The following is an 8,334-nucleotide window of genomic DNA, read 5'->3' as shown; positions in this document are numbered from 1 at the left end:
CGCCCCCTCGGGGCGCACGCGCGAAGCTGTTTCAGGGGTCGTCCCTGCTTCCCTTCTCAGACACGTACGGCAGGATGTGCGGCATGCCAGGTGCAGAGACGACGCGAGCGAGCGTTCACGAGCCGGAGCCGGTGCGGCCGACCAGGGATGACGAGGTCGCCGCCGGCGGCAGTGAGCTGATCGGCGGCCCCATCGGGCGGCGGGCCCTGCTCGGGACGTCCTGGTGGACGCCCGTACGGGTGGTCGCGCTGGTGATGATCGGCATGTTCGCCCTCGGCATGGTGCAGAAGATGCCGTGCTACGACGGCGGCTGGTTCTTCGGCGCCAGCTCGCAGTACACGCACGCGTGCTACTCGGACATCCCGCACCTCTACCAGGGACGGGGTTTCGCCGACGGACTCGTGCCGTACTTCGACAAGATCCCCGGCGACATGGACTACCTCGAATACCCGGTGCTGACCGGTGTGTTCATGGAGGTCGCGGCGTGGCTCACGCCGGGCGGCGGGAGCATCCAGCACCAGGAACAGATCTACTGGATGGTCAACGCGGGGATGCTGATGGTGTGCGCGGCCGTCATCGCCGTATGCACCGCGCGCACCCACCGCCGTCGCCCCTGGGACGGCCTCATGGTCGCCCTGGCGCCCGCCTTCGCGCTCACGGCCACGATCAACTGGGATCTCCTCGCCGTGGCCCTGCTGGCCGCCGCGATGCTCATGTGGTCCCGCGGACGCGTCCTGGCCTTCGGAGTCCTGATCGGGCTCGCCACGGCCGCCAAGTTCTACCCGTTCCTGCTCCTCGGGCCGCTCTTCCTGCTGTGCTGGCGCACCGGCAGATGGCGTGAGTTCGGTACGGCGCTGCTCGGCGCCGTGGGCGCCTGGCTGGCGGTGAACCTGCCCGTCATGTACCTCGCGCCCGAGGGATGGGCGAAGTTCTACAGCTTCAGCCACGACCGCGGCGTCGACTTCGGTTCGGTCTTCCTGTTCGTCTCGCAGTGGCTGAAGATCGCGATCACGCCCGACACGGCCAACGCCTGGGCGCTGGTCCTGATGGTGATCATCTGTGGGGCGCTGAGCGCCCTCACGCTCGCCGCTCCCCGCCGCCCCCGCTTCGCCCAGCTCGCGTTCCTGATCGTCGCGGCCTTCATCCTCACGAACAAGGTCTATTCGCCCCAGTACGTGCTCTGGCTGGTCCCGCTCGCGGTGCTGGCCCGGCCGCGCTGGCGGGACTTCCTGGTCTGGCAGGCGTGCGAGGTCGGGTACTTCCTCGGTATCTGGATGTACCTCGCGTACACGACCAGCGGCGAAGCCCACAAGGGTCTGCCGACGGACGGCTACCAGGTCGCCATCGCCGTCCATCTGCTGGGGACGCTGTACCTGTGCGCCGTGGTCGTACGGGACATCTTCATGCCGGAGCACGACGTGGTGCGCCGTGCCGGCGACGACGACCCGTCCGGCGGGATCCTCGACGGTGCGGAGGACGTCTTCGTCCTCGGCCCGGCCGCACATCCGCCGCGGCACGCGGCGCACTTCGACGCGGTCCCCCACGGTGACTGGCCCGAGGACCCGGCACCCGGAGACCGTTCGCTCTGAGCGAACACGCCGCGGCAGGGTCACGCGAAAGGCCGTACACGGTGTCCGTGTACGGCCTTTCGTCGGTCCGGAGTGCGCCGGATCCGGGTCAGCGCTCGACGACGCGGTCGAACTGCGTGGTGGTGTGCCGCAGATGGGCCACCAGCTCGTCGCCGACCTTCGGCTCCGTGGCGTCGTGCGGCACGAAGAGGATCGAGACCTGCATGTGCGGCGGCTCGGCGAACCAGCGCTGCTTGCCCGCCCAGACGAACGGAGAAAGGTTCCGGTTGACCGTCGCGAGGCCGGCGCGCGCGACGCCCTTGGCGCGCGGCATGACGCCGTGCAGGGCCTTGGGGGCCTCCAGGCCCACGCCGTGCGACGTACCGCCCGCCACGACCACGAGCCAGCCGTCCGAAGCGGCCTTCTGCTGCCGGTAGCCGAAACGGTCGCCCTTGGAGACGCGGGTGACGTCCAGGACGGCTCCGCGGTACTCCGTGGCCTCGTGGTCCCCCAGCCACAGCCGCGTCCCGATGCGGGCGCGGAAGTGGGTCTGCGGGAACTGCCGCTGGAGCCGTGCGAGTTCCTCGGCCTTGAGGTGGCTGACGAACATCGTGTGCAGGGGCAGCCGGGCCGCGCGGAGGCGGTCCATCCAGCCGATGACCTCCTCGACGGCGTCCGAGCCGTCGGTGCGGTCCAGCGGCAGGTGGATCGCGAAGCCCTCCAGCCGGACGTTCTCGATGGCGGAGTGCAGATGCGGCAGATCGTCCTCGCTCACACCGTGCCGCTTCATCGAGGACATCACCTCGATGACGACACGGGCGCCCACGAGGCCGTACACGCCGTCGATGGACGACACGGAGCGGATGACGCGGTCGGGCAGCGGCACGGGCTCCTCGCCGCGCCTGAACGGCGTCAGAACCAGCAGATCGCCGCCGAACCAGTCCTTGATCCGGGCGGCCTCGTACGTGGTGCCGACGGCGAGGATGTCCGAGCCCAGGCGGGTGGCCTCGTCCGCGAGCCGTTCGTGGCCGAAGCCGTAGCCGTTGCCCTTGCAGACGGGGACGAGCCCCGGGAACTGCTCGGACACCTGCTTGTGGTGTGCCCGCCAGCGCGCGGTGTCGACGTAGAGCGTGAGCGCCATGGCCGGTCCCGGAACCTTTCTCGTGGCTGCGGTGTATCAGAGGTATGAAAACGAATTGTCGCTGATTCGCCGGGCCGATGGGGCTGTCCCGGGCCGGTTGGGCGGCCCGGGACGAGATTCGGGGCGGATCGGCGGCCCGGAGGCGGCTTTCCGGACGGCTCAGCGGCGAGACATGTACATGTCGAGAGCCTTGTGGAGCAGCTTGTTGAGCGGGAAGTCCCACTCGCCGAGGTACTCGGCCGCCTCGCCGCCCGTACCCACCTTGAACTGGATCAGACCGAAGAGGTGATCGGTCTCGTCCAGCGAGTCGGAGATGCCGCGCAGGTCGTAGACCGTGGCGCCCAGGGCGTACGAGTCGCGCAGCATGCGCCACTGCATCGCGTTCGAGGGCCGCACCTCGCGCCCGATGTTGTCCGAGGCCCCGTAGGAGTACCAGACGTGTCCGCCGACGACCAGCATCGTCGCCGCCGAAAGGTTCACTCCGTTGTGCCGGGCGAAGTAGAGCCGCATGCGGTTGGGGTCCTCGGTGTTGAGGGCCGTCCACATGCGCTGGAAGTACGAGAGCGGGCGCGGCCGGAAGTGGTCACGGGTCGCGGTGATCTCGTAGAGCCGCTGCCACTCCTCCAGGTCCTGGTAACCGCCCTGGACGACCTCGACGCCGGCCTTCTCGGCCTTCTTGATGTTGCGGCGCCAGAGCTGGTTGAAGTTCCTGTGGACCTCTTCGAGGGAACGGTTGGCCAGCGGCACCTGGAAGACGTAGCGGGGCTGGACGTCGCCGAAGCCGGCACCGCCGTCCTCGCCCTGCTGCCAGCCCATGCGGCGCAGCTTGTCGGCGACCTCGAAGGCGCGCGGCTCGATGAAGTCGGCCTCGATGTCGCGCAGGCGCTTCACGTCCGGGTTCTGGATGCCGCCCTTGATGGACGTGGCCTCCCAACGCCGGATGATCACCGGAGGGCCCATCTTCACGGAGAAGGCGCCCTGCTGCTTGAGGTGCGCGAGCATCGGCTGCAGCCAGCCGTCGAGGTTCGGCGCGAACCAGTTGATGACCGGACCCTCAGGCAGGTAGGCGAGATAGCGCTTGATCTTGGGAAGCTGGCGGTACAGCACCAGACCCGCGCCGACCATCTGGCCGCTCTTCTCGTCGAACCATCCGAGGCTCTCGGAGCGCCACTCGGCCTTGACGTCCGCCCATGCGGGGACCTGCATGTGGCTGGCCGCGGGCAGGCTCTGGATGTATGCCAGATGCTGCTCTCGGCTGATGGTCCTCAGGGTCAGGCTCATTCGGGGGGCTCCTCGGGCTGGTGTGTCCCCATGGGTACAAGGGCTCCGGCTCTCGCGCCGAAGCCTACTGCGCCCTGCGAGCGCCCCGAATGGCCGTATGGGACCTGAACCCCGGGGGCGCGATGCGAAGCGCCCCGAGGTCAGGGAAAAACGGACGTTCGGCTCAGATCACGCCGCCGAAGAGGCCGCCGTGGGCCAGACCGAGGTAGAAGCCGACCCCCGAGAGGCCGAGTCCGACGATCAGTCCGAACCGTTCCCGGGTCGTCTCGGAGATGAACTGGCCGTAGGCGCCGGCAAGGATCCCGATCAGACCGGCCCACGAGCTGAGCAGATGGAGGCTGTGGAACATCGACGTGACGAAGGCCAGGACTCCGAGCGCCAGGGTCACCACGAGCAGGGTGTCCTGGAGCGGATGAGGCTTGCTGTCCGTGGCGAAGAGTGAGCCGGTGGTACTGGGACGCATTGTCTGTGCCATAAGGCACCTCCTGCGGAAGGCGGCGCATCGTAGCGCCATACACACCCGATGTGTACAGATTGACGGCCAACCCGGTCGGATTTCAACCGGAAGCAGGTGTGCAGGTAGTCTGTACCCTCTGCACCGGTGTCTGCCCAGGCTCAAAGCCAGGTCACACGGCAGGGATCACCGCTCGGTTCGCCGATCGGAGACCCGATTGTCAGTGGCGGCCGATACCGTTGCGTACGCATCACAACCCTCCTGCCACGGAACGACCGTGGCCGCTGAGTCCAAAGGAGGTGGGTTCCACATGCGTCACTACGAAGTGATGGTCATCCTCGACCCCGATCTGGAGGAGCGCGCTGTCGCCCCCCTGATCGAGAACTTCCTCTCCGTCGTCCGTGAGGGCGCCGGAAAGGTCGAAAAGGTCGACACCTGGGGCCGTCGTCGTCTCTCGTACGAGATCAAGAAGAAGCCCGAGGGCATCTACTCGGTCATCGACCTGCAGGCAGAGCCTGCGGTCGTCAAGGAGCTCGACCGCCAGATGAACCTGAACGAGTCGGTCCTCCGGACCAAGGTCCTCCGTCCCGAGACCCACTGAGCTCTCCAGCTCAGCTGATCTCGGGCATCGAGTAGCACCAGCAGCCAGCAGCAAACCCGCCGAGAGGTTCCCCCATGGCAGGCGAGACCGTCATCACGGTCGTCGGCAATCTTGTCGACGACCCCGAGCTGCGCTTCACCCCTTCCGGTGCGGCGGTCGCGAAGTTCCGTGTCGCGTCCACCCCCCGCACCTTCGACCGTCAGACCAATGAGTGGAAGGACGGCGAGAGCCTGTTCCTGACCTGCTCGGTCTGGCGTCAGGCGGCGGAGAACGTCGCCGAGTCGCTCCAGCGAGGCATGCGCGTCATCGTGCAGGGCCGGCTGAAGCAGCGGTCCTACGAGGACCGTGAGGGCGTCAAGCGCACGGTCTACGAACTGGACGTAGAGGAAGTCGGCGCCAGCCTGAAGAGCGCCACGGCCAAGGTCACCAAGACCACGGGTCGCGGCGGTCAGGGCGGTTACGGCGGCGGCAGTGGCGGCGGCCAGCAGGGCGGCGGCTGGGGCGGAAGCTCCGGCGGCGCTCCGCAGGGCGGCGGCGCTCCGGCCGACGACCCCTGGGCGACCGGCGCTCCCGCCGGTGGCAACCAGGGCGGCGGCGGTGGCGGAGGCGGCGGCTGGGGCGGAAGCTCCTCCGGCGGTTCCGGCGGTTCCGGCGGCGGCTACTCGGACGAGCCCCCCTTCTAGGCCTCAGGGCCTGGGGTGGGCCGTACTCCCACTTCTTGATCACACAGGAGATACACCATGGCGAAGCCGCCTGTGCGCAAGCCGAAGAAGAAGGTCTGCGCGTTCTGCAAGGACAAGGTCACGTACGTGGACTACAAGGACACGAACATGCTGCGGAAGTTCATTTCCGACCGCGGCAAGATCCGTGCCCGCCGCGTGACCGGCAACTGCACGCAGCACCAGCGTGACGTCGCCACGGCTGTGAAGAACAGCCGTGAGATGGCGCTGCTGCCCTACACGTCCACCGCGCGATAAAGGAAGGGTGACCGACACATGAAGATCATCCTTACCCACGAGGTCTCCGGCCTCGGTGCCGCCGGCGAAGTCGTCGACGTCAAGGACGGCTACGCTCGCAACTACCTGATCCCGCGGAACTTCGCGATCCGCTGGACCAAGGGTGGCGAGAAGGACGTCGAGCAGATCCGTCGTGCTCGCAAGATCCACGAGATCGCGACCATCGAGCAGGCCAACGAGATCAAGGCCCGCCTCGAGGGTGTCAAGGTCCGTCTGGCCGTCCGCTCCGGCGACGCCGGTCGTCTCTTCGGTTCCGTCACCCCGGCCGACGTCGCTTCGGCGATCAAGGCTTCCGGTGGCCCCGAGGTCGACAAGCGCCGCATCGAGCTGGGCTCGCCCATCAAGACCCTGGGCGCCCACGAGACGTCCGTGCGTCTGCACCCCGAGGTTGCCGCGAAGGTCAGCATCGAGGTTGTCGCTGCCTGAGTGCAGCACTCGGCATAGCTGAGAGGAAGGGCCGCACCCTCGGGTGCGGCCCTTCTGCTTGTCCTGGAGGCGTGGAGGTGGGCGTGGGCGCTCCCTGGATGCCGGGACCGCCGTTTCACGTGAAACCGGCGCCTTGTTTCCCGTGAAACGTCCGGCGTGCATCGAGGTGTTTCCCGTGAAACGACCCGCGTACGTCAGCGGGTGTGCGGTCCTGGAACGTCCGGCGTACGTCAGCGGGTCGCGCCCGTGACGATCCAGCGGCCCGAGCGGGAGCGCCGCCACAGGGTCAGCATCCGCACCGCCATCATCAGCGTCATCGCCCCCCAGAGCGCGGTCAGTCCGCCGCCGAGGACGGGCACGAGCAGGGCGGCTGGGGCGAACACCGCAAGGGTGAGCAGCATGGCCCAGGCCAGGTGCGGTCCGTCCCCCGCGCCCATCAGCACGCCGTCCAGCACGAAGACGATCCCGCAGATCGGCTGGGAGACGGCCACCATCACCAGGGCCGGCAGCGCCGCGTCCTGTACGCCCGGGTCGCCGCTGAACAGCGGAAGGAGGAGTGGGCGAGCGGCGATGACCAGCAGACCGAGGACGACCCCGGTGACGAGCCCCCACCGCAGCATGCGGCGGCATGCCTCACGGGCGCCGTGAACGTCGTCCGCACCGAGATGACGCCCGATGATGGCCTGTCCCGCGATGGCGATGGCATCGAGCGCGAAGGCGAGCAGACTCCATAGCGACAGGATGATCTGATGGGCCGCCATATCGGCGTCCCCGAGCCGGGCGGCGACCGCCGTGGCGATCAGGAGGATCGCCCGGAGCGACAGTGTTCGGACGAGCAGCGGGGTGCCTGCCTGGGCGCAGGCTCGAATGCCGGCCGCGTCCGGACGCAGGGACGCGCCGTGCTTCCGTGCTCCGCGGAGGACGACGTGGAGATAGACGGCGGCCATGCCGCACTGGGCGATGACCGTTCCCCAGGCGGACCCGGCGATGCCCAGGCCGACTCCGTAGACGAGGACGATGTTGAGGGCGGCGTTGGCCACGAACCCTCCGACGGCGACATACAGCGGGGTCCTCGTGTCCTGGAGTCCACGCAGGATGCCGGTGGCTGCCAGCACGACCAGCATGGCGGGAATGCCGAGCACCGAGATCCGCAGATAGGTCGTCGCGTACGGGGCGGCGGAGCCGGATGCACCGAACCATTCCATGAGGGAGGGTGCCGTGGGCAGGGCGACGGCGATCACCGCCACGCCGATGAGCAGGGCGAGCCAGATGCCGTCCATGCCCTGGCGGATCGCGGCCCGCAGATCACCGGCCCCGACCCGGCGGGCGACCGCGGCGGTCGTGGCGTAGGCGAGGAAGACGAAGACTCCGACGGCTGTCATGAGAAGGGCCGAGGCGACGCCGAGTCCGGCCAGTTGCGCGGTGCCGAGATGGCCGACGATGGCACTGTCGGCCAGCACGAAGAGAGGCTCGGCCACGAGTGCGCCGAACGCCGGAACGGCCAGTGCGACGATCTCGCGGTCGTGCCGGCGCCGGGCGGTCCTGGGTGCCGTTGAAGCCTGTGTCATGGGCATCAATCTAATCTTCCACAGGTAAGAGATGCAAAAGCCGAAAGACCCTTACTCGGCGGCGTGCGGGGTGTGGTGTGGCGCACTGTTCGAAGGGATCTTGATCCTGCTGGGGAAGTTTTTCTTCTGCACAGCCGGTGGACGGGAAAACACCAGGTCAGAGGGCGTTCTTTCGAAACCCTGAGGGCTTGTTCACAGGGCTGTCCACCGGGTCGTGCACAGGTTTCGCGGAGTTCTCCACAGCATCGGGGCCGTCGTCCACATGGCCTGTGGATAACC

Annotated in this window: 9 protein-coding genes; 5 read left to right on the top strand and 4 right to left on the bottom strand. The window is 68.1% G+C overall.

What is annotated here, in order from left to right:
* Positions 1-83 precede the first annotated feature (83 nt).
* A complete protein-coding gene (locus tag ACWEBX_RS18745; RefSeq protein ID WP_451885935.1) occupies positions 84-1,589 on the top strand; it encodes a glycosyltransferase family 87 protein in 1,506 nt (501 codons plus the stop codon).
* A gap of 88 nt (positions 1,590-1,677) precedes the next feature.
* On the opposite strand, the gene ACWEBX_RS18740 is transcribed toward ACWEBX_RS18745, so the two are convergent.
* The 3 genes from ACWEBX_RS18740 to ACWEBX_RS18730 form a co-directional block, all read right to left on the bottom strand.
* Entirely contained in the window at positions 1,678-2,709 is a 1,032-nt protein-coding gene (locus ACWEBX_RS18740; RefSeq protein WP_355760338.1) for an alanine racemase, read from the bottom strand.
* A gap of 159 nt (positions 2,710-2,868) precedes the next feature.
* Positions 2,869-3,990, bottom strand: a complete 1,122-nt coding sequence (locus tag ACWEBX_RS18735; RefSeq protein ID WP_451885934.1) for a lipid II:glycine glycyltransferase FemX — start codon at positions 3,988-3,990, stop codon at positions 2,869-2,871.
* A gap of 163 nt (positions 3,991-4,153) precedes the next feature.
* On the bottom strand, positions 4,154-4,465 hold the full coding sequence (locus ACWEBX_RS18730; RefSeq protein ID WP_451885933.1) for a hypothetical protein: 312 nt from the start codon (positions 4,463-4,465) through the stop codon (positions 4,154-4,156).
* Between the two features lie 289 nt (positions 4,466-4,754).
* Here ACWEBX_RS18730 and rpsF point away from each other — a divergent pair, with 289 nt between their 5' ends.
* From rpsF to rplI, 4 genes are all read left to right on the top strand, one after another.
* Positions 4,755-5,045 (top strand): 30S ribosomal protein S6, encoded by a 291-nt coding sequence (gene rpsF, locus ACWEBX_RS18725; protein WP_037615007.1) that lies wholly within the window; start codon positions 4,755-4,757, stop codon positions 5,043-5,045.
* Positions 5,046-5,119: 74 nt separating this feature from the next.
* Positions 5,120-5,728 (top strand): single-stranded DNA-binding protein, encoded by a 609-nt coding sequence (locus ACWEBX_RS18720; protein ID WP_451885932.1) that lies wholly within the window; start codon positions 5,120-5,122, stop codon positions 5,726-5,728.
* A gap of 57 nt (positions 5,729-5,785) precedes the next feature.
* Positions 5,786-6,022 carry a 30S ribosomal protein S18 gene (gene rpsR, locus ACWEBX_RS18715; protein WP_003949403.1) on the top strand — a complete coding sequence of 79 codons (237 nt, stop codon included), beginning with the start codon at positions 5,786-5,788 and terminating at the stop codon, positions 6,020-6,022.
* An 18-nt stretch (positions 6,023-6,040) separates the two neighbouring features.
* Positions 6,041-6,487, top strand: coding sequence for a 50S ribosomal protein L9 (gene rplI, locus ACWEBX_RS18710; RefSeq protein ID WP_328450525.1), 447 nt, complete (start codon positions 6,041-6,043; stop codon positions 6,485-6,487).
* Between the two features lie 230 nt (positions 6,488-6,717).
* On the opposite strand, the gene ACWEBX_RS18705 is transcribed toward rplI, so the two are convergent.
* On the bottom strand, positions 6,718-8,055 hold the full coding sequence (locus ACWEBX_RS18705; protein WP_451885931.1) for an MATE family efflux transporter: 1,338 nt from the start codon (positions 8,053-8,055) through the stop codon (positions 6,718-6,720).
* Positions 8,056-8,334: the final 279 nt, after the last annotated feature.

The organism is Streptomyces sp. NPDC005070 (assembly GCF_053600395.1).
Note: the sequence above shows the minus strand (reverse complement) of the source record. Positions and strands in the feature narration are given on the sequence as shown.

Excerpts from the sequence above, each read along its gene's own strand:
- ACWEBX_RS18745 (WP_451885935.1), top strand. The coding sequence starts at position 84 with ATGCCAGGTGCAGAGACGACGCGAGCGAGCGTTCACGAGCCGGAGCCG.
- ACWEBX_RS18740 (WP_355760338.1), bottom strand. The coding sequence starts at position 2,709 with ATGGCGCTCACGCTCTACGTCGACACCGCGCGCTGGCGGGCACACCAC.
- ACWEBX_RS18735 (WP_451885934.1), bottom strand. The coding sequence starts at position 3,990 with ATGAGCCTGACCCTGAGGACCATCAGCCGAGAGCAGCATCTGGCATAC.
- ACWEBX_RS18730 (WP_451885933.1), bottom strand. The coding sequence starts at position 4,465 with ATGGCACAGACAATGCGTCCCAGTACCACCGGCTCACTCTTCGCCACG.
- rpsF (WP_037615007.1), top strand. The coding sequence starts at position 4,755 with ATGCGTCACTACGAAGTGATGGTCATCCTCGACCCCGATCTGGAGGAG.
- ACWEBX_RS18720 (WP_451885932.1), top strand. The coding sequence starts at position 5,120 with ATGGCAGGCGAGACCGTCATCACGGTCGTCGGCAATCTTGTCGACGAC.
- rpsR (WP_003949403.1), top strand. The coding sequence starts at position 5,786 with ATGGCGAAGCCGCCTGTGCGCAAGCCGAAGAAGAAGGTCTGCGCGTTC.
- rplI (WP_328450525.1), top strand. The coding sequence starts at position 6,041 with ATGAAGATCATCCTTACCCACGAGGTCTCCGGCCTCGGTGCCGCCGGC.
- ACWEBX_RS18705 (WP_451885931.1), bottom strand. The coding sequence starts at position 8,055 with ATGACACAGGCTTCAACGGCACCCAGGACCGCCCGGCGCCGGCACGAC.